At 62.5% G+C, this 20,067-nt stretch carries 17 protein-coding genes; 8 read left to right on the forward strand and 9 right to left on the reverse strand.

The features are described from left to right. Positions 1-36 precede the first annotated feature (36 nt). Positions 37-3,072 (forward strand): membrane-targeted effector domain-containing toxin, encoded by a 3,036-nt coding sequence (locus K9857_RS06345; RefSeq protein WP_224534041.1) that lies wholly within the window; start codon positions 37-39, stop codon positions 3,070-3,072. Between the two features lie 283 nt (positions 3,073-3,355). Here K9857_RS06345 and guaA read toward each other — a convergent pair whose 3' ends face one another. From guaA to K9857_RS06385, 8 genes are all read right to left on the reverse strand, one after another. Continuing rightward, entirely contained in the window at positions 3,356-4,933 is a 1,578-nt protein-coding gene (guaA, locus tag K9857_RS06350) for a glutamine-hydrolyzing GMP synthase (RefSeq protein ID WP_224534042.1), read from the reverse strand. Positions 4,934-5,031: 98 nt separating this feature from the next. Then, on the reverse strand, positions 5,032-6,501 hold the full coding sequence (gene guaB, locus K9857_RS06355) for an IMP dehydrogenase (RefSeq protein WP_224534043.1): 1,470 nt from the start codon (positions 6,499-6,501) through the stop codon (positions 5,032-5,034). Between the two features lie 266 nt (positions 6,502-6,767). Beyond that, a complete protein-coding gene (locus K9857_RS06360) occupies positions 6,768-7,316 on the reverse strand; it encodes a sugar ABC transporter ATPase (protein WP_224534044.1) in 549 nt (182 codons plus the stop codon). A gap of 176 nt (positions 7,317-7,492) precedes the next feature. Further along, positions 7,493-8,674: a formate-dependent phosphoribosylglycinamide formyltransferase gene (gene purT, locus K9857_RS06365; RefSeq protein ID WP_224534045.1), complete on the reverse strand. Its 1,182-nt coding sequence runs from the start codon at positions 8,672-8,674 to the stop codon at positions 7,493-7,495. Positions 8,675-8,764: 90 nt separating this feature from the next. Beyond that, positions 8,765-9,232, reverse strand: a complete 468-nt coding sequence (locus tag K9857_RS06370) for a preQ0 transporter (RefSeq protein WP_075946642.1) — start codon at positions 9,230-9,232, stop codon at positions 8,765-8,767. A gap of 191 nt (positions 9,233-9,423) precedes the next feature. Next, positions 9,424-9,633, reverse strand: a complete 210-nt coding sequence (locus K9857_RS06375; RefSeq protein WP_224534046.1) for a DUF1289 domain-containing protein — start codon at positions 9,631-9,633, stop codon at positions 9,424-9,426. Beyond that, the gene (locus K9857_RS06380; protein WP_175375222.1) at positions 9,630-10,154 is read right to left on the reverse strand and encodes a gamma carbonic anhydrase family protein; all 525 of its coding nucleotides are present in this window, start codon (positions 10,152-10,154) and stop codon (positions 9,630-9,632) included. The genes K9857_RS06375 and K9857_RS06380 overlap by 4 nt, the downstream gene beginning before the upstream one ends. A gap of 47 nt (positions 10,155-10,201) precedes the next feature. Further along, positions 10,202-10,801 carry a CoA pyrophosphatase gene (locus tag K9857_RS06385; RefSeq protein WP_224534047.1) on the reverse strand — a complete coding sequence of 200 codons (600 nt, stop codon included), beginning with the start codon at positions 10,799-10,801 and terminating at the stop codon, positions 10,202-10,204. A gap of 147 nt (positions 10,802-10,948) precedes the next feature. On the opposite strand from K9857_RS06385, the gene K9857_RS06390 reads away from it, so the two are divergent. From K9857_RS06390 to nagE, 7 genes are all read left to right on the forward strand, one after another. Next, entirely contained in the window at positions 10,949-11,497 is a 549-nt protein-coding gene (locus K9857_RS06390; RefSeq protein WP_224534048.1) for an NUDIX hydrolase, read from the forward strand. 59 nt (positions 11,498-11,556) lie between these two features. Then, entirely contained in the window at positions 11,557-12,060 is a 504-nt protein-coding gene (locus tag K9857_RS06395; RefSeq protein ID WP_224534049.1) for a murein L,D-transpeptidase family protein, read from the forward strand. 294 nt (positions 12,061-12,354) lie between these two features. Next, the gene (locus K9857_RS06400; protein WP_224534050.1) at positions 12,355-13,086 is read left to right on the forward strand and encodes a GntR family transcriptional regulator; all 732 of its coding nucleotides are present in this window, start codon (positions 12,355-12,357) and stop codon (positions 13,084-13,086) included. A gap of 58 nt (positions 13,087-13,144) precedes the next feature. After that, complete coding sequence (gene nagA, locus K9857_RS06405) at positions 13,145-14,251, forward strand: N-acetylglucosamine-6-phosphate deacetylase (protein WP_224534051.1); 1,107 nt, start codon at positions 13,145-13,147, stop codon at positions 14,249-14,251. Then, a complete protein-coding gene (locus K9857_RS06410; RefSeq protein WP_224534052.1) occupies positions 14,232-15,254 on the forward strand; it encodes an SIS domain-containing protein in 1,023 nt (340 codons plus the stop codon). Before nagA ends, K9857_RS06410 begins: the two co-directional genes overlap by 20 nt. A 39-nt stretch (positions 15,255-15,293) precedes the next feature. Next, complete coding sequence (ptsP, locus tag K9857_RS06415) at positions 15,294-17,810, forward strand: phosphoenolpyruvate--protein phosphotransferase (RefSeq protein WP_224534053.1); 2,517 nt, start codon at positions 15,294-15,296, stop codon at positions 17,808-17,810. A 24-nt stretch (positions 17,811-17,834) separates the two neighbouring features. Beyond that, on the forward strand, positions 17,835-19,550 hold the full coding sequence (gene nagE, locus K9857_RS06420) for an N-acetylglucosamine-specific PTS transporter subunit IIBC (protein ID WP_224534054.1): 1,716 nt from the start codon (positions 17,835-17,837) through the stop codon (positions 19,548-19,550). A gap of 202 nt (positions 19,551-19,752) precedes the next feature. Here nagE and K9857_RS06425 read toward each other — a convergent pair whose 3' ends face one another. Then, complete coding sequence (locus tag K9857_RS06425) at positions 19,753-20,064, reverse strand: YqfO family protein (protein ID WP_175375227.1); 312 nt, start codon at positions 20,062-20,064, stop codon at positions 19,753-19,755. Between the last annotated feature and the right edge of the window lie 3 nt (positions 20,065-20,067).

A 20,067-nucleotide genomic window follows, 5' to 3' on the forward strand; every position in this document is an offset into this window, starting at 1 on the left:
TTGCCCCTCACCACACTCACTCAAGGAACAGAGTCTATGGAACCGACATCTCCTCATCCCCTGCCCAACGCCGCCGACAAGGCCGCCCTCAAGGCCATCGCCACCAACCTGATCAACGCCTGCCCAAGCCTGCACGACACGGCCCACGGCATCGCTGCGGACCTGCTGAAAAAATACGGCGTCGTCGGCCTCGACCCCGATCAGGTCTACTTTCATCGCTTCAAGACCGCGCAAAGCCTGGCCCCCTCCTTCACCGGCTGGCAGCACTACGCGGAAAAACCCTACGAATCCCAGACCCTTACGCAACTGGTGATCCACCGTTTCCGCGCCACCGATCAGGACAACGCCGACCTGCTGGATCTGTACGGCGGCTTCTATACCGCCGACCCCGACGCCGAAAACTTCGATGCCTCCAACGAAGTGCGTCTGCATGGCAACGATGTGTTGAAGGACTTCTGGAAGATCGATTTCAGCACCCTTTATCGCAGCAAACTGCAGGCGTTCTGGAGCGACTACTCCAGTGATTTCCGCACCCTGGCCAAATGCAGTTTCCTGAGCAAGGCCATCGAAGCACGGGACAGCGGGCAGCTCAGCGACGCGGACTTTCAGACTGCCGTCAGTGCAGTGATCGGCCCGCTGACCTGGCCGATCAGCCTGCACACGCTGCACAGCGAAACCCCGGTCGGTGTTGACCTGAAGGTCTTCGCACTGGACGTCGCCGGCCATGTGGCGACCGACATTCTGCGCATCATCGACCCTTCGGGCCGGCAGATCCTCTACGTACCCGGCGATGTCGAAGCGTTCCATGTCATGGAAACCGCAGCCGCCATGCACTGGTGGATCCTGGACCAGTTGAACGAGCGCGCGCCTCGCCAACTGTTCCTCAAGCATTTCCCCCTCGCCGACCAGCAGCAGATCACTGAAGGCATCACCGACCTGATGAACCGGCTCGTCAGCACCTGGGGACATTCCGACCACCACCTGATCAACCAGAAAAATCTGTCGGTCACCGGCGACGCCTTCACCTGGTTGCGTGACAGGACGCGAGCCGCGATGTCCGCCGAAGCCGACCTGTCTCTGACATCCAATGGCGACCTGCGCAAGAAATTGTGGATCGGTTACCTGAGCGCCGGCTTGAAGGTGTTCGGCCCGATGGCCGCAGTGGGCTGGCCGGTGGCATTACCGGTGATCGGCGCCAGCCTCGCCAGCATGGGACTGAACATCGATCAGGCGGTCAACGGCAAGACCTCCGCCGAGCGCAAGGCCGGGGTCATCGGGGCGATCTTGAGTGGCATCGATCTGCTGTTCAATCTGCCATTCCTGAAAGGCAGCGGATCACTGGCGGAAGTTGGCGCCGAACTGGAGGCCGCCGAGGCTGCCGAATGGGCGGACCTGAAACCCGAGCCACCGGAACTCTCGAACGAAATCAGCCCCGTCCCGGAAGAGCCGCCTGCGCCCGCCACTTCCGACATCCCGCAGAAATACCAATCCAATGAGCTGCTGGCCTGGTACAAGCCGGGCACCGAGCCCGGGAAATTCCAGGGCATCTACCGACTCGCCGGCGACCCGCCCTACGCCATCTCGATGAACAACAGAGCCTATTACGTGCGCTACTTCACCGACTCGCAGGGCGGCGGATTCTGGGCGATCGTCGATCCGGTGCGACCCAACCAGCTCATCCACTCGATACCCGTGCGCCTGAATGCACAGGGCAATTGGGAGCGCATGCCGCGTCTGGGCCTCAAGGGCGGTGGCCTGTGTCAGGGCAAACAGTGCGCGGTGGACATCGAACTAGACGAACGCTTGCCAGAGCCTGCACCTGAATCGAGCGCCTCGCCGTCACCCGAGCCTCAACCCGGCGACATCCATCTTGTGAAAACCCACTACGACGTCGACCCCGCCCTTCGAACCGAATTGAGAAAGTGGGCCCTGCAATTGAACGAAACCCACGTTCAAGTGCAGCTCGGACCGAATGGCAACCTGATCCCGGTGGATCGCTATGGCCCGAACTTCGCCAGCAAGGCCCGGGCACTGGTCGGCGCCGCCGGGCGCTTCTATCAGCTCATGTCCTGGCGCAGTCTGCCGCTGCGTCCCGCGATACCAGCGGTCTCTCCTTCGACAACCTTCCCCGAGCTGATCAGCCTGATCTTCAAGGAAGCGCCGGGCATGGTTCTCGCGGAAACACCGGGACGCATCACCAGCATGCGCCTGCTGATCGAAAACATGCCCGGCCTGGCCCGAGAAGGTGTCCGGACGCTCTACGTACGTCGCTTGCTCAACGACTTTGCCCAGATCGACCTGAACGCCTACTTCGAGTCCGGCGTCATGTCCAAGGACCTGCGCGAATACCTGACCAGCCTGGGCACCGATCCCGCCGGACGCTTCAACGAGCTGGAACTGGTGAAAGCCGCCAGAGAGAACGGCATCCGCGTCCAGGCCACGGACTGTGCAGCAACCTACCGCAAGCCGATGCCCTTCCTGCGCAGCGAAGAACAAATGAGCACCAACCACCTGACCGCCAACATCATGTTCATGGACCGCACCCTCAATGGCGCCGGCAAATGGGTGGCCGTGACCGGAGTGGAAAACACCAACGTGTTCAGAGGAATGGCCGGCGTGAGCGAGCTGGAAGGCGGCATCGGCGTGCGGATCGAAGAAGTCAGCCCGGGCCAGGGCGAGCGCATTTCCCCCGATCCCGGCATCGAGATAAAACGCGGCCCCGTCCAGCAGCCCAACCCGATGCGCGGAACCTTCGACCCCTTTCACGCCGACCTGCTGGTCCGCGCGGAAGCGCCTGCGGTCATCCGCGACGAACTGCAAACCAGCAAACTGCTCTATCGTCCGGGCATGTACGTGTTCGAAGGTGCACAGGGCGACTACACACTGGTTCACCGCAGCCAGACCAACATGCTCGTGCGAACACCCGTGCGGACCAGCGCTGCCGGGCAGCTCTACATCGTTCGCCCGTCATGGGGGGAGCAAGTCAGTGATGTGCGCTTTGGCAATCTGCAGCAACTGTCCGAGGCGTTGGAAAGCAGAGGGCTGAGCTTGCAGAGCCGTCTGCCTGACTGAAACCCGAACTCTGTATATCACTTGGCCCCCTTGTGGGAGCGGGCTTGCTCGCGAAGGCGGTGTGTCAGGCGACGGAGATGTCGGATGTGCCGACCTCTTCGCGAGCAAGCACGCTCCCACAGGGGCTGCAGGGTTACCTGATACACCGCGTTGCCTGACTTTATGACTGCTTCGCAGTCGGACGCAGGCTTCGCCAGCTGCTACAAGTCTCAAAAAAACCATAAAAAAACCCTGGCCAAGGCCAGGGTTTTCTTTGTGCTTCACAGCTACCTGTATCGCGGGATCATTCCCACTCGATGGTCGCTGGCGGCTTGCTCGACACGTCGTAGGTCACGCGGGAGATGCCTTCGATTTCATTGATGATGCGGCCGGAAACGGTTTCCAGCAGTTCGTAAGGCAGGTGTGCCCAACGCGCGGTCATGAAGTCGATGGTTTCCACCGCACGCAGGGCCACGACCCAGGCGTAACGACGGCCGTCGCCCACCACGCCAACCGACTTCACCGGCTGGAACACCACGAATGCCTGGCTGACCTTGTGGTACCAGTCGGCCTTGCGCAGTTCTTCGATGAAGATGTGGTCGGCGCGACGCAGCAGGTCGGCGTATTCCTTCTTCACTTCGCCGAGGATGCGCACGCCCAGGCCCGGGCCCGGGAACGGGTGGCGGTAGACCATGTCGTACGGCAGGCCCAGTTCCAGGCCCAGACGACGGACTTCGTCCTTGAACAGTTCGCGCAGTGGCTCGACCAGTTTCAGGTTCATTTCTTCCGGCAGGCCGCCCACGTTGTGGTGCGACTTGATCACGTGAGCCTTGCCGCTTTTCGCGCCAGCCGACTCGATCACGTCCGGATAGATGGTGCCCTGAGCCAGGTACTTGATGTTTTCAAGTTTGTTGGACTGGGCATCGAACACGTCGATGAAGGTACGGCCGATGATCTTGCGCTTCTTCTCTGGGTCGGCTTCGCCGGCCAGGTTGTCGAGGAACTGGTCCTCGGCGTTGGCGCGGATCACCTTGACGCCCATGTTCTCGGCGAACATGGCCATCACTTGCTCGCCTTCGTGCAGACGCAGCAGGCCGTTGTCGACGAATACGCAGGTCAGCTGGTCGCCGATGGCCTTGTGCAGCAGCGCGGCAACGACCGAAGAGTCGACACCGCCGGACAGACCCAGCAGCACGTTGTCGGTGCCGACCTGGGCGCGAACCTGGGCGATGGCGTCTTCAGCGATCTTCGACGGGGTCCACAGGGCTTCACAGCCGCAGATGTCGAGAACGAAACGAGACAGGATGCGACCGCCCTGCTTGGTGTGGGTCACTTCCGGGTGGAACTGCACGCCGTAGTAAGCGCGGTCGTCGTTGAACATGCCAGCGATCGGGCAGCTCGGGGTGCTGGCCAGGATGTGGAAGTCGCCTGGCATTTTGGTGACCTTGTCACCGTGGCTCATCCACACGTCGAGGCCGAACATGCCGTCGGCGTCGACGTGGTCTTCGATACCGTCCAGCAGGCGGCTCTTGCCGACCACATCGACACGGGCATAACCGAACTCACGCAGTTCGGAGCCTTCAACCTTGCCGCCCAGTTGCTCGGCCATGGTCTGCATGCCGTAGCAGATACCGAAAACCGGTACGTCCAGGTCCCAGACCGCCTGTGGCGCGCGCGGGCTGTCGGCGACGTGTACCGACTCCGGGCCGCCTGCGAGGATGATCCCCTTTGGCGCGAATTCGCGGATCGCTTCGTCATCCATGTCGAACGGGTGCAGTTCGCAGTACACGCCGATCTCGCGCACGCGGCGGGCGATCAGTTGGGTGTACTGGGAACCGAAGTCGAGGATCAGGATGCGGTGAGCGTGAATATCGAGGGCCATGATTCAGTCTCGTCTAAGTCATTCAGAAACAGTCGTGATTCAGAAACAACTCGGGGCTGAATAAAACAGCCCCGGTCGTTAACTTTTTGCTTGAAGGCTCAACCTACGCGGTAGTTTGGCGCTTCCTTGGTGATCTGTACGTCGTGTACGTGGGATTCGGCCATGCCAGCGCCGGTGATCCGCACGAACTCAGGCTTGGTGCGCATCTCTTCGATGGTGGCGCTACCGGTGTAGCCCATCGAGGAACGCAGGCCGCCCATCAACTGGTGGATGATCGCGCTCAGGGTGCCCTTGTAAGGAACACGGCCTTCGATGCCTTCCGGAACCAGTTTCTCGGCGCCGGCCGAGGAGTCCTGGAAGTAACGGTCGGAGGAACCTTGAGCCTGGGACATGGCGCCCAGCGAACCCATGCCGCGGTAAGCCTTGTACGAACGGCCCTGGAACAGTTCGATCTCGCCCGGTGCTTCTTCGGTACCGGCGAACATCGAGCCCATCATCACGCAGGAGGCACCGGCAACGATGGCCTTGGACAGGTCACCGGAGAAACGGATGCCGCCGTCGGCGATCAACGGAACACCGGTGCCTTCAAGGGCAGCGGCGACGTTGGCGATGGCACTGATTTGCGGGACGCCGACACCGGCGACGATACGGGTGGTGCAGATCGAGCCAGGGCCGATACCGACCTTGACTGCGTCAGCGCCAGCTTCGGCCAGAGCCTTGGCGGCAGCGCCGGTGGCGATGTTGCCGCCGATGACCTGCACTTCAGGGAAATTCTCTTTGACCCAGCGAACGCGGTCGATCACGCCCTTGGAGTGACCGTGAGCGGTGTCGACCACCACCACGTCCACACCGGCATTGACCAGGGCGGCAACGCGGTCGCCGGTGTCTTTACCGGTACCGACGGCGGCGCCAACGCGCAGACGACCTTGATCGTCCTTGCTGGCCAGCGGGTAAGCCTTGGCTTTTTCGATGTCGTTGACGGTCATCATGCCTTTGAGGGCGAACTTGTCGTCGACGATCAGAACGCGTTCGATGCGGTGCTTGTGCAGCAGCTCGCGAACGTCGTTCTTGTCGGCGCCTTCCTTGACGGTGACCAGACGCTCTTTGGGCGTCATCACTTCGCGGACGCTGATGTCCAGGCGGCTTTCGAAACGCACGTCACGGGAGGTGACGATGCCGATCAGATCGCCATCGTGCAGCACCGGTACGCCGGAAATGTTGTGCAGGCGGGTCAGTTCGAACAGGTCACGAACCGAGGCGTCGGCCTCGATGGTGATCGGGTCTTTGACGACGCCGGCTTCGAACTTCTTGACCTTGCGGACTTCGGCAGCTTGCTGCTCGATGGTCATGTTCTTGTGGATGATGCCGATGCCACCTTCCTGAGCCATGGCGATTGCCAGACGGGCTTCAGTAACGGTGTCCATGGCGGCAGAAACCAGAGGAATGTTCAGCTCGATGCCACGGGTAAGGCGGGTCTTCAGACTGACTTCGTTAGGAAGTACCTCGGAATAACCGGGCACGAGGAGAATGTCGTCGAATGTCAGAGCTTCTTGGCTGATACGCAGCATCGCGGGGGCTCCCGAGCGGGAAAATGGAAGCGCGCCATTATAGTCAGACACCCCTTCGGGTTCAATGTAAAACTCTGTCTAATATTCGCATTACTGATATACGGGAATTTTCGCTGTATGTAGGAGCTGCCGAAGGCTGCGATCTTTTGATCCTGCCTTCACCTGTAGGAGCGAAGCTTGCTCGCGAAGAGGCCCGACCAGTCAGCATAAAAGTCAAAGTCAAAAGATCGCAGCCTTCGGCAGCTCCTACACGGAAATGCGGTATTTCAGAGTTCGACTTTGACCCAACTGACAGGCTGATCCAGCCAATCGGCGAATTCGTCGAGGAAGCTTTGCTTGAACCCGGCTTCGGCCCAGTTGTTGAAGATGAAGCCCAGGTTGGAGAAGGCGCATTCCTGCAGGTATAAAAAGCCGTTGATGTCGTCTTCATGCCCGCATTCAGGACAGGTGAAGTTGTCGGTGCGCCCGGGCATCCAGTCTTCCAGGCTCTCGAACAGCGCTTCGCCGATTTCCTGACGGCACTCGGCGCAGCCTGCCTCCCCCAGAAAACCCTTGGCCGGCGTAAAGATGCAGCGCTTGGTAACGATCTCCAAGCCATTGATCGGTTCGCCGAAGGGCAGCGCTTCCGGGTGCAGGACCACGGTGCGGGCGCCTTCGCCGATGGCGTGGGCCATGCGGTTGCCGGTGCGGCCGCAGGTGCTGAGCTGTTCTTCGATGATGTTCTTGCGCACCAGCCAACGCACGATCGCCCGGGCCCGGGGCTCGTGCACCGGCAGTGTGGAGATTTTCGGGACGATGATGCTTTGCGAGTTCATGGGTACAGGCCACGGCGTTGAAAAGTGAAATGCCCTGTAGGAGCGAGGCTTGCCCGCGAAGGCGTCATCACATTCAACAATATTGTCGATTATGAAATCGCTTTCGCGGGCAAGCCTCGCTCCTACAGGTTTTGCAGGGGCAGACCTATAGAGGTATAGGCCCGCCAGCACTGTTTTTACAGCTCGACGACAACCGCCTTGGACGCACGGGTCGCCTTGGCGCGGGCGGCTTCGATGGACTCGTCGCGCGCCAGGGCCACGCCCATGCGGCGCTGGCCGTTGACTTCAGGCTTGCCGAACAGGCGCAGCGCGGTGTCCGGTTCGCTCAGGGCGGCGCCCAGGTTGGCGAATGCGGTCTGGGTCGACTGGCCTTCCACCAGAATCACCGCCGACGCCGAAGGCCCGACCTGACGGATCAGCGGGATCGGCAGGCCGAGGATCGCCCGCGCGTGCAGGGCGAATTGCGACAGGTCCTGAGAAATCAGAGTCACCAGGCCGGTATCGTGCGGGCGCGGCGACACTTCGCTGAACCACACCTGATCACCCTTGATGAACAGCTCGACGCCAAACAGACCGCGACCGCCCAAGGCCTCGGTGACGGCCTTGGCCACGCGCTCGGATTCGGCCAGGGCAACCGGGCTCATGGCCTGTGGCTGCCAGGATTCCTGGTAGTCGCCCTTCTCCTGACGGTGGCCGACCGGTGCGCAGAACGTGGTGCCGCCGACGTGACGCACGGTCAGCAGGGTGATTTCGTAGTCGAAATCGATGAAGCCTTCGATGATCACCCGGCCTTTGCCGGCACGGCCGCCTTCCTGCGCATAGTCCCAAGCCGTCTGCACGTCATCGACGCTGCGCAGCAGGCTCTGGCCCTTGCCCGAGGAACTCATGACCGGCTTGACCACGCACGGGAAACCGAGGTCTTCGACAGCCTTGCTGTAGTCCTCAAAGGTGTCGGCGAAGTGGTACGGCGAGGTCGGCAGGTCCAGCTCTTCGGCGGCCAGGCGACGGATGCCTTCGCGGTTCATGGTCAGCTGGGTGGCGCGCGCGGTCGGGATCACGGTGAAGCCTTCGGCTTCCAGTTCCACCAGGGTCGCGGTGGCGATGGCTTCGATTTCCGGCACGATGAAGTGCGGCTTCTCGGCCTCGATCACTGCGCGCAGAGCGGCGCCGTCGAGCATGTTGACCACGTGGCTGCGGTGCGCAACCTGCATGGCCGGGGCATTGGCGTAACGGTCCACGGCAATCACTTCAACGCCCAGGCGTTGCAGCTCGATCACCACTTCCTTGCCCAACTCGCCACAGCCACACATCAATACGCGGGTCGCGGTAGGCGACAATGGAGTTCCGATACGGGTCATCTGCAGGTCCTCAAAGAAGCGATCATCGAGGGAAGCACGCTTCCCTGGGGGAGAAAGCGCGGCATTTTACATGAACTGCAGGGTTTGGCTTCAGCTGACGACAGCCTGTTTGCGCAGACGCCAGGCCATGATCAGCCACACGGCGGTGACGCCGGCGAACTTCGAGCCCAGGGCGGTGAGGATCACGCCGGGGGTCAACGCGTCGATCATGCCGAAAAAGATGAAGGTATCGAGGGGAATGCTCAGGGCCGAACTTATCCACAGGCGGTCGTGCAGCGGGCGCTTGGTGATGCTGAACACCAGCCAGTCGATGCACTCGGACACTGCGAACGCCGTGGCGCTGGCCAGGGCGATGGACGGATCGGAGGTGACATAGGACAGCACCAGCGCCACCAGCATGGCCGCAATCGCGCCATGGCCGAAGCGGGTTTGCACCATGTCGCGCAGGATAAACACCAGCCCGCCCCAGGCCGACCAAATGATGTCCAGGTGCGGAGCGGTGGAAAAGGCGAAATTGATCAGCACGACGCTGCTGATGTAGGCGATCAGGAAGAACATGGAAGTACCTGTCAGATTGGCGCACAGGGTACTTCATCTTTGCCGCATAAATAAGCAGCGGTGAGATCAGTTGTGGCGAGGGGGCTTGCCCCCGTTGGGTTGCGAAGCAGCCCCAAAAAGAAGGGACTGCTGCGCAGTCCAACGGGGGCAAGCCCCCTCGCCACAGGCAAGCCCCCTCACCACAAAAGCACTCAGGGTTTGGGAGTTAACATCCACACCAACCCACTGGCCTTGGCCCGCTCATGGCACAACCCCAGCACCTTGCGGCGCTCGTCGTTGTCCATCCGGCTCCAGCGGGTGATTTCCTCGACGGTGCGTTGGCAACCGGTGCAGATGTCGTCATCGTCCAGCGCGCAAATGCTCACGCAGGGCGATGCGACGGGGCGTTCGGGGGTCGTCATTCTTCCTGCTCGGCCAGATCGCGGGCATAACGCTGGGCGTTATGCACATAGTGGGCGGCGCTGGCCTGGAGCATCTGGATCTGCGCCTCGGTCAACTCGCGCACCACCTTGCCCGGCGAGCCCATGACCAGCGATCCGTCCGGAATTTCCTTGCCTTCGCCGATCAGCGAATTGGCGCCGATGATGCAGTTCTTGCCGATCTTGGCGCCGTTGAGGATCACCGAGTTGATGCCGATCAAGCTGTTGTCGCCGACCGTGCAGCCGTGGAGCATAACGTTGTGGCCGATGGTCACCCCGGTGCCGATGGTGAGCGGGTAGCCCATGTCGGTGTGCATCACGGTGCCGTCCTGCACGTTGCTGTTCTTGCCGATCAGGATCAACTCGTTGTCGCCGCGCAACACGGCGTTGAACCAGACGCTGGCGCCCTCTTCCAGTTTGACCTTGCCCACCAGCACGGCATTGGGGGCGACCCAGCTCTGTGGGTGAGTCTCGACACGGGCGTCGCCCAGGCGGTATTTCATCTATCTATCCTCAGGGCATCACGTGTTCAGGCCATTCGAACGATGGCTCAAGTATTGATAAAGCTTTTGGGCGGCTGGTGCAGGCTGATCCTGGCGTCATAGAGCAGGTTGATCAGTTCGACCACCATGATCGCCGTCAGCCCCCAGATCTTGTACCCCCCATAACGGTAGCTCGGGACGTACCAGCTGCGACCCTGATAGTCGATGCGATGGGTGTGTTCGCGCGGGTCCTCGCGGAAGAACTCCAGCGGCACGCTGAACACCGCGGCGATTTCCGCATCGTTGGCCTGGTATTCGACGAAATCCGGAATCACGCCCACATAAGGGGTGACCTTGATGCCGTGCAGGGAAATCAACGGACTGAGCGGCCCGATCACTTCCACCAGTCCCGGCGGCAGGCCGATCTCTTCTTCGGCTTCACGTAGCGCGGTGAATATCAGGTCCGGGTCTTCGGGGTCGCGACGACCACCGGGGAAGGCGACTTCGCCGCCATGGGTCGAGAGCCCGCTGGCGCGCAGGGTCAGCACCAGCTCCGGTTCATCACTGCGGGTGATGGGCACCAGTACGGCGGCCTCGGGGAAACGACGGTCGGTCTCCAGCGTGCGCGGTGTGTGGTTACTGACCCGATGCAGTAGCTCATCCAGCATGAGTGTTCTCGATCTGTGCCTTACCCCGCATCATGCACCAATCACTGCGGTCGCCCAACCCCCCGGACAACGGCGTGTCGCGAAACGACAACTTGCCGACAGACACCGCCGCACGCCAAGATAGGCGCAGCATTCAGGAACCCAAGCATGAAATTTTGCAGCCAGTGCGGTAACCCGGTCACCCAGCGTATTCCCGAAGGCGATTCGCGTCTGCGTTTCGTCTGCGACAGTTGCCAGACCATCCATTACCAGAACCCCAACATCGTCGCCGGCTGCGTGGCGACCTGGGGCACCAAGGTCCTGCTGTGCCGCCGCGCCATCGAGCCGCGCCTGGGTTACTGGACCCTGCCCGCAGGCTTCATGGAAAACGGCGAAACCATTGAACAGGCGGCCATCCGCGAAACCGCCGAGGAAGCCTGCGCCCGGGTGCGCAACCTCTCCATCTATACTCTGATCGACGTACCGCACATCAGCCAGGTGCACGTATTCTTCCGCGCAGAGCTGGCTGACCTGGACTTCGCCCCGGGACCGGAAAGCCTGGAAGTGCAACTATTCGACGAAGCGGACATCCCTTGGGACGAGCTGGCTTTCCGCACCGTGGGCCGTACCTTAGAATGCTTCTTCGCTGACCGGCGGGCCGAGGTCTACCCCGTACGATCCGAATCGATCCCGCCGCTGACTCAGCCTGCCAACTGAAAACATCTATAAATAAATAGAAAACACATAGCCGCGACACCTTCTGGGGAATTGTTTCAATGCGCTGGTTGCTTGCCCTGTTCTGCTTGTCGTTCGCTGCGTTCTCCCAGGCTTCCACTGTGGGGATGTACGACGGCAAGGTCATCGAGAAAGTCCTGGTTCTCAAGTCCGCCCACCAATTGCAGTTGATCAACGACGGCAAGCCGCTCAAGACCTATCGCATTTCCCTGGGCCGCAACCCCAAGGGACAGAAACTGATGGAAGGCGACCGCCGCACCCCTGAAGGCTTCTATTGGATCGACTGGCGCAAGACCAGCGACAAATTCAACCTGTCGATGCACATCTCCTACCCGAACATCGCCGACGCCGCGCGCTCGCGCCGGGAAAACGTCGATCCGGGCGGCATGATAATGATCCACGGCACCCCGCACACCGAGGAAAATCCCGAGGAACTGTTCCACACCCTGGACTGGACCGACGGCTGCGTGGCCATGCGCAACGTCGATATGCGTGAAGTCTGGAACCTGGTGCCGGATGGCACCATGATCGAAATTCGTCCGTAACGACAACCGCTGGTCGCCCTTCGCAAAAAAATCAAAAGATCGCAGCCTTCGGCAGCTCCTACGGGTGGTGATACCACTTCCAACCTGTAGGAGCCGGCTAACCCTGGACGGCTGGCTGCGATCTTTGCTTTTAAAGCACCACCTCTAATACCACTTCAAACCAATCTTCTCGAGTCAGCCCTAAACCGCCCTATTCAAGCCTTTCCAACGCGTTGACATGGTATTCAAGTGGTATTAGTTTTCGCCCCACAACCGAGCGAAAACAATCCTACAACCGCGCCGGATCGAGCCTACATGAACGACCTCAACGCCCTACGCCCCGACGATTCCCAGCCCACGCCCCTGTACCTGCAACTGGCGCGCAATCTGGAAGCTGCGATCCATGCCGGCCAGTGGAAAGCCGAGCAGGCGATGCCGTCGGAGCGCAGCCTGAGCGAAACCCTGGGCATTTCCCGGGTGACCGCACGCAAGGCGCTGGAAGTGTTGTTCGAACAAGGCCTGATCCGCCGCAATCAGGGCTCCGGCACCTTCATCACGCCACGCCTGGAACAACCGCTGTCGCGCCTGTCCGGTTTCAGCGAAATGTTGCGTCTCAAGGGTTTCGCGCCCAGCTCACAATGGCTGGAGCGGGAAATCACCCTGCCGACCCACGAAGAACTGATTCGCCTGGGCCTTTCGCCCAATGACAAGGTGGCGCGCACGAAGCGTCTGCGCAAAGCCGACGACACCGTGATGGCCATCGAGATGAGCACCCTGCCCGCCTCGATCATTCCCAAGCCGCAAGCGGTGGGCGATTCCCTGTACGAATACCTCGACGGCATCGGCAAGCCCGTGGTCCGCGCACTGCAGCACATCCAGGCGATCAACGCCTCGGACGAATTCGCCGCGCTGGTGGGCATCGCTCCCGGCACCGCCATGCTGCTGATGACCCGGGTCGGCTACCTCGAAGACAACACGCCCATCGAAGTCACCGACACCTATTGCCGCAACGATTACTACGACTTTGTTGCAGAGCTTCGTCGATAAAGAGCTGCGACGTTAGACCGCGTCGCTAGACAGCACCGCTCAACACCGAGAACCGATCATGTCCGAAGACAACATCCTCACCGCCCAAGGCTGGGTTCGCGGCCGGCTGGTCCACGAACACGGCAAGGTAGTGTCCATCGAAGGCTCGCCCTGCGACCCGGCGGACAACGACCTGCCCTACCTGCTGCCGGGCTTCATCGACCTGCACGTTCACGGCGGTGGCGGCAAGGACATCATGGAAGGCGCGCCCGCCTTTGAAACCATCTGCAAGACCCACGTGCGCTTCGGCACCACCTCGCTGCTGGCCACCACCATGACTGCGCCGAGCGAAGAGATCTCGAAGGTGCTCAAGGCTGTAGGCGAATTCTGTGAGCAGCGTGGGAAAGGCAGCGCCCGGGTTCTCGGCGTGCACCTGGAAGGCCCCTACATCAATCCGGGAAAACTCGGCGCCCAACCCAATTTCGCCCACACCGCACTGCTGGCCGAAGTCGAGGAATACCTGGCCCTGGCGCCGATCCGGGTGATCACCATCGCTCCGGAAATCGCCGGCCACGATGCACTGATCCGCAATCTCAGCGCCCGCGGCATCCGTATGCAGATCGGCCATACCCTGGGCAGCTATGAAGAAGGCGTCGCCGCGCTCGAGGCCGGCGCCACCAGCTTCACCCACCTCTACAACGCCATGAGCCCGCTGCATCACCGCGAACCCGGAATCGTCGGCGCGGCGCTGGCCCATGCGCAGTACGCCGAGCTGATTCCGGACCTGCTGCACGTGCACCCCGGCGCGATCCGCGTGGCCCTGCGTTCGATCCCGTGCCTGTATTGCGTAACTGATTCCACCGCCGCCGCGGGCATGCCCGACGGCGAATACAAGCTTGGCAGCCACACCGTGACTAAATGCCTGGGCGGCGTGCGCCTGCCCGACGGCACCCTGGCCGGCAGCACCCTGACCATGGATCAGGCCCTGCGCAACCTGGTGAAGATCGGCCTGCCCATCGCCGAAGCCTCGCAACGCCTGTCGCAATTTCCCGCCGATTACCTCGGCCTCAACGAACGCGGGCGTCTGCAGCCCGGCGCCTGGGCCGACTGCGTGCGGCTGGATCGCTCACTGAAACTGACCGCCGTCATGGTCGAAGGAGAAGACATTGACTTCAAAAATGCTTGAGGAGGCGCTGTCCTCGTTCGAGGCCGTGCACGCCCAACTGCAACAGCTCGACGGGCAGATGATCGAGATCGCCGGCCGCCTGCGCCGCCAGCCACCGCAAGTGGCCATGACCGTGGCCCGAGGCAGCTCCGATCACGCCGCCAGCTACTTCGCCTACCTGACCATGCAGTTGCTGGGCATTCCGGTGGCCTCGCTACCGATGTCGGTGGTGACCATGCAACAGGCGCCATTGAAGGTCAGCGGCCAGGTGGCGTTCGCCTTTTCGCAGTCGGGCCAAAGCCCGGATCTGGTCAACAGCCTGCGCCTGTTGCGCAAGCGCGGCGCGCTGAGCATCGCCATGGTCAATGCCGCCGACTCGCCATTGGAAGCGGCCTGCGAATTCAGCCTGCCCTTATTGGCCGGCACTGAAAGCAGCGTCGCCGCGACCAAAAGCTTCATCGCCACCCTCAGCGCCAGCGCCCGCCTGATCGAGCACTGGAAAGAAGACGCCGAACTGCTGGAAGCCGGCCGCGCCCTGCCCGAAGGCCTGCGCAATGCCGCTCGGCAGGACTGGAGCCTGGCCATTGAAGCCCTGCGCGACTGCGAGCGCCTGATGGTGATCGGCCGTGGCGCCGGGTTCGCCATCGCCCAGGAAGCCGCGCTCAAGTTCAAGGAAACCTCGGCGATCCAGGCCGAAGCCTTCAGCAGCGCCGAAGTCCGCCACGGTCCGATGGCATTGATCGGCGAGCAATACCCGCTGCTGGTCTTCGCCCCACGCGGCGCCGAACAGGCCGGCCTGCTGAGCCTGGCGGCGGACATGCGCCAGCGCGGCGCCCGGGTTCTGCTGGCGGCACCGGACGACGTGAGCGAACGCGATCTGACATTGACCCGCGCCGAACACCCGGCCCTCGACCCGATCCTGGCCATCCAGAGCTTCTACGTCATGGCCGCGGGCCTGGCTGTCGCACGGGGCATGGACCCGGACCAGCCACGGCACCTGAGCAAAGTCACGCGTACGCATTGAGTCATCCCGAACCGTCGTTTTTCCTGATGAGACCGAGCCATGCACAACAACAATAAAGAGCTGACCCTCAGCGCCCCGCTCAGCGGCCCGGTGCTCACGCTCGCCAAAGTCCCGGATGCGGTGTTCGCGAGCGGCGCGATGGGCGACGGGATCGCCATCGATCCGTTGAACGACACCCTGCACGCGCCCTGCGCCGGCGTGGTGGTGCACGTCGCGCGTACCGGCCACGCCGTGACCCTGCGCGCCGACAACGGCGCCGAACTGCTGCTGCACCTGGGTCTAGACACGGTGGAGCTGCAAGGCCAGGGCTTTACGATGCTGGTCCAGGAAGGCGCGCGGGTCGCCAATGGCCAGCCGCTGCTGCGCTACGAACAGGACCGAGTGGCGCAACGCTGCAAAAGCCTGGTCAGCCTGCTGATTCTCACCAACAGCCAGGACTTCCAGGCCCGCCCCATCACCCTCAAGTCGGTGAAAGTAGGCGAGCCGTTGCTGCACATCATTCGCCGCCAGGGCAGCGGCGCGACCGCCAACGAAGAACTGCTCGGCGAAGAGCAGATCGGCCATATCCAAGTCGCCCATCGCGGCGGCCTGCATGCGCGGCCAGCGGCGCTGATCCGGCAGACCGCGCAAGGTTTCAGGAGCAAGTCGCAGCTGCATTTCGCCGGGAAATCGGCGAGCTGCGAGAGCCTGATCGGACTGATGGGCCTGGCCATCGGCGAGCAGAACGAAGTGCAAGTCAGCTGCAAGGGCCCGGACGCCGAAGCCGCGCTCCAGGCGCTGTTGATCGCGTTATCCACAGCCCTGCCGGAAGACCATCACGCCGCCGCGCCGGCGCCTGTGCCGCAGCGCAATCGGGAGGTAGAAGCCGGCGTGCTGAACGGTGTCTGCGCCGCATCGGGTCTGGTCGGCGGACCGCTGGTTCGCCTGAATGCGATCAGCCTTCCGTTAGACACCGGGGACAATGATCCGGCACAGCAACATAAGGCGCTGGACGCCGCACTGAGCCAGGTCCGCAGCGAAATTGCCGCCACCCTGACCCAGGCCAGAAAGCACAAGAACACCGACGAAGAGGCGATCTTCGCCGCCCACCTCGCTCTGCTCGAAGACCCGGCCCTGCTGGATGCGGCCGACCTGTCCATCGACCAGGGCGTCGCCGCGACCCACGCCTGGAGCCAATCCATCGAAGCGCAGTGCGAGGTGCTCCTGCAATTGGGCAGCGCACTGCTGGCCGAACGCGCCAACGACCTGCGCGACCTCAAGCAACGGGTGCTGCGCGCCCTGCTCGGTGAAGCCTGGAATTACGACATAGCGCCGGGCGCCATCGTCGCCGCTCACGAACTGACCCCGTCCGATCTGCTGCAACTGTCGCAGCAAGGTGTCGCCGGGTTGTGCATGGCCGAAGGCGGCGCCACTTCCCATGTGGCGATTCTGGCCCGGGGCAAAGGCCTGCCGTGCCTGGTCGCCCTCGGCTCAGCACTGCTGGATCAGGAACAAGGTCAGGCGGTGGTGCTGGACGCCGACGGTGGTCGTCTGGAACTGACGCCGAGCGCCGAACGCCTGGACCAGGTGCATCAGGCGCAGCTCGATCGGCAACAGCGCCGTGCCGAGCAGCAGCGTCAGGCCCATGTCCCGGCGCAAACCCGGGACGGCCTGCGCATCGAAGTTGCCGCCAACGTCGCCTCACGTGCCGAAGCGGCGGATGCCCTGGCCAACGGCGCCGACGGCGTCGGCCTGCTGCGCACCGAGTTCTTGTTCGTCGACCGCCAGACCGCGCCGGACGAACCGGAACAACAGCGCGCCTATCAAGCGGTGCTCGACGCCATGGGCGAGCGCTCGGTGATCATCCGCACCATCGACGTCGGCGGCGACAAGCAGCTCGACTATCTGCCGCTGCCGGTCGAGGCGAACCCGGTGCTCGGCCTGCGCGGCATCCGTCTGGCCCAGGCCCGGCCGGAACTGCTCGACCAGCAACTGCGCGCCCTGCTGCACGTCACGCCGTTGTCCCGTTGCCGAATTTTGTTGCCGATGGTCACCGAGGTCGATGAGCTGCTGCACATCCGCCAGCGCCTCGATGCCCTGTGCACTGAACTGGGCTTGAGCGAACGTCCAGAGCTGGGGGTGATGATCGAAGTACCGGCCGCAGCCCTGTTGGCAGAGCAACTGGCGGAACACGCGGACTTCCTGTCCATCGGCACCAATGACCTGTCGCAATACACCCTGGCCATGGACCGCGACCACGCCGGCCTCGCCTCGCGGGTCGATGCCCTGCATCCGGCGCTGCTGCGCCTGATCGCCCAAACCTGCGCCGGTGCCGCGCAGCACGGTCGCTGGGTCGGCGTTTGCGGCGCGCTGGCCTCCGATCCGTTAGCGACGCCCCTACTAATCGGCCTGGGCGTGAGCGAACTGTCGGTGAGCCCGGTGCAGATCGGAGAGATCAAGGATCGCGTGCGCCACCTCGACGCCAGCGAATGCCGGCGCATCAGCCAGGACCTGCTCAAGCTGAGCAGCGCCTCGGCGGTGCGTCACGCCTGTCACCAACACTGGCCTCTGAGCTGAACAAGAACAATAAGGAGAAGCGCCATGTACCAACTCTTCATCGAAGGCCTGCAGCGCCTCGGCCGCGCACTGATGCTGCCGATCGCGATCCTGCCGATTGCCGGCCTGTTGCTGCGCCTGGGCGACACGGACCTTTTGAACATCGCGATCATCCACGATGCCGGTCAGGTGATTTTCGCCAACCTGGCGCTGATCTTCGCCATCGGCATCGCGGTGGGCTTTGCCAAGGACAACAACGGCACGGCGGGGCTGGCCGGCGCCATTGGTTATCTGGTGATGGTGTCCACGCTCAAGGTGCTCGATAACAGCATCAACATGGGCATGCTCGCCGGGATCATCAGCGGCCTGATGGCCGGCGCGCTGTACAACCGCTTCAAGGACATCAAGCTGCCGGAGTACCTGGCGTTCTTCGGCGGCCGGCGTTTCGTGCCCATCGTCACCGGTTTCAGCGCGGTCGGCCTGGGCGTGGTGTTCGGCCTGATCTGGCCGCCGATCCAGCACGGCATCAACAGCTTCGGTGCCCTGCTGCTGGAGAGCGGCAGCATTGGTGCGTTCGTGTTCGGCGTGTTCAACCGCCTGCTGATCGTCACCGGCCTGCACCACATCCTCAACAACATGGCCTGGTTCGTGTTCGGCAACTTCACCGACCCGAGTACCGGCGCCATGGTCACCGGCGACCTGTCGCGCTACTTTGCCGGCGACCCCAAAGGCGGCCAGTTCATGACCGGCATGTTCCCCGTGATGCTGTTCGGCCTGCCTGCCGCGTGCCTGGCGATGTACCGCAACGCCCTGCCGGAACGCCGCAAGATCATGGGCGGGATTCTCCTGTCGATGGCCCTGACCTCATTCCTGACCGGCGTCACCGAGCCGATCGAATTCGCCTTCATGTTCCTTGCGCCGCTGCTGTTCCTGCTGCACGCGCTGCTGACCGGCCTGTCCATGGCCGTCACCAACCTTTTGAACATTCACCTGGGGTTCACCTTCTCCGGCGGCTTCATCGACATGGTTCTTGGCTGGGGCAAATCCACCAACGGCTGGCGGGTGATTCCAGTGGGACTGGCCTATGCGGTGGTCTACTACCTGGTGTTCGACTTCTGCATTCGTCGCTTCAACCTCAAGACCCCGGGGCGTGAAGACAGCGCCACGGTGGAGAAAGCCGCAGTGGCGCAAAGCGACCGTGCCGGAGCCTACATCAAGGCATTGGGTGGCGCGGAAAACCTGATCACCGTCGGCGCCTGCACCACGCGCCTGCGTCTGGATATGGTCGATCGCAACAAGGCCTCGGATGCGGACCTCAAGGCGCTGGGCGCCATGGCAGTGGTGCGGCCGGGCAAGGGTGGCAGCTTGCAGGTGGTGGTTGGGCCGATGGCCGACAGCATCGCCGATGAGATTCGCCTGGCGATGCCGGCGTTGGGACGGGCGCTGATCGCGACTCCGGCAGTCAGCGTCGACGAACCGCAGGCAGTGACCGTAGCAGCGTCCGAAGCCCGCCAATGGCTGCATGCCTTCGGCGGTGGCGACAATGTGCTGCAACTGGATTGCGTGGCCATGACCCGAATTCGCCTGCAACTGGCGGATGGCAAAGCATTGTCCGAGTGCGACTTGAAGGCGCTGGGATGCCTGGGTGTGAGCCAGCTAGAAGACGGGATCTGCCACCTGCTGGTAGGTGACAAGGCCTCAAGCCTGAGTGATGCGCTGCAAGTGTTGGTCAATCGCAGCGAAGTCAGCGCCAAGGTGTAGATGGATGTTGGCTGGGCGGGCCTCATCGCGGGCAAGCCCGCTCCCACAGGTTCTGAGGGTGTATGCAAATTCTGCAACCAACCGAAATACTTGTGGGAGCGGGCTTGCCCGCGATAGGGCCGTCACCATCACCACAAATCCCGGACATAAAAAAACCCGCTGAAATCACTTCCAGCGGGTTTTCTTTTTTGCAGCCAGAGAATCAGAAATCCTCCAACCGCCACACTTCATAAGCCGGTGTCTCATAGGGGTGGCTCTGTTTCAGCGCCGCCACTACCGGGCGAATCAGCTCATCGGCCACCACCAGCTCAACCTTCCACTCCTCGACCCGTTCGACCTGCCCTGCTTCGCCAATGAACGGCTGGCTGCCGTCCAATGGTCGAAACTGGCCCTGGCCCAACACCTGCCAGGCGCAGTGGTCGTAAGCGCCGATCCGTCCGCCACCGGCAGCGAATACAGCGCTTTTAACCGTCTCGACATGGCTGTCGGGAACGAAAAAGCTGAGCTTGTACACAGC

Origin of the sequence: Pseudomonas sp. REP124, from assembly GCF_020164475.1 — a bacterium.
Lineage (GTDB): Bacteria > Pseudomonadota > Gammaproteobacteria > Pseudomonadales > Pseudomonadaceae > Aquipseudomonas.